The 888-nt window shown below is 76.9% G+C and carries 1 protein-coding gene and 1 pseudogene; both read right to left on the bottom strand.

Features of this window, described 5'->3' with window-relative positions; translation table 11 throughout:
* Positions 1 to 578: Y-family DNA polymerase (locus D7W79_RS42325; protein ID WP_500681258.1), on the bottom strand; the 578-nt coding region annotated here is incomplete at its 3' end.
* A gap of 12 nt (positions 579 to 590) precedes the next feature.
* A pseudogene (locus D7W79_RS42320) lies at positions 591 to 888 on the bottom strand (hypothetical protein); the annotation flags it as partial.

The raw sequence follows: 888 nt of genomic DNA, 5'->3' as shown, positions 1-888 counted from the left end.
AGCGTGGACAGCCCCAGCACGGAGAAGGCCCGCGCCGCGGCGTCCTCCAGCGCGCCCAGCGGCAGGGGCGCCAGCGCCCGGGCGCCCTGCCCCTCCGCCACCACCTCCACCCGCCGGGAGCCATGCCGCGCCAGCACCCGCGAGGTGAACGCCTCCGACGCCACCGTCACGTGCGCCCGGTAGCCCTGCTCGGCGCAGACCTCCAGCACGCGCGCGCACAGCTCCGGTTCGCCCCCCACCAGGTGCGCCGCGCTCGCGTCGAACCACAGCCCCTCCGGCGCGTCGCGCTGGAAGCCCGGACACAGGCCGAGCAACGACTCCCCCAGCGCGGCCAGCGCCTGGGCCTCGTCCTTCGGCCGGTACGGGAAGTGCCGCAGCCCGGGCTCCAGCGCCGTGGCCGCCGTCAGCGTCATCCCCGGCCGCACGCCGGCCTTCAGCGCTCGCGTGGACGCGAAGGCCACCCGTCGCTGGCCGCGCACCTCCTCCACCAGCACCAGCGGCTGGCCCGCGAGCGCGGGCGATTCGATGACCTTGCGCTGCACCGGGAAGCGCATGACGTGCAGGTAGCCCCTCCGCATGGCCCACCTGCCTCAGCAGCCGCCCGACGACGGCCCGGGGAGCGCGTCACCCAGGGAAGGCATGGGCGCGTCGCGACCGGGCCGCTGGCCCAGGATGCCCAGGCCGTTGCGCACGCGGTCGCCCGGGTCGCGGTAGAAGCCCGGCCCCGCGTCCCCGGCTTGCGCCACGTCCGCGTCCAGCAGCCGCGCCCCGGAATCCAGCCCCAGCGTCACCGGCGGCGGCCGCTGCGTGGAGCTGCAGTCCTCCTCGTCGGACACCACCACCACCAGCAGGCGGGCGCCGTCCCGGAGGAAGCCCGCGTTGCCACCC

Origin of the sequence: Corallococcus exercitus (assembly GCF_003611585.1) — a bacterium.
GTDB classification, from domain to species: domain Bacteria; phylum Myxococcota; class Myxococcia; order Myxococcales; family Myxococcaceae; genus Corallococcus; species Corallococcus exercitus.
Note: the sequence above shows the minus strand (reverse complement) of the source record. Positions and strands in the feature narration are given on the sequence as shown.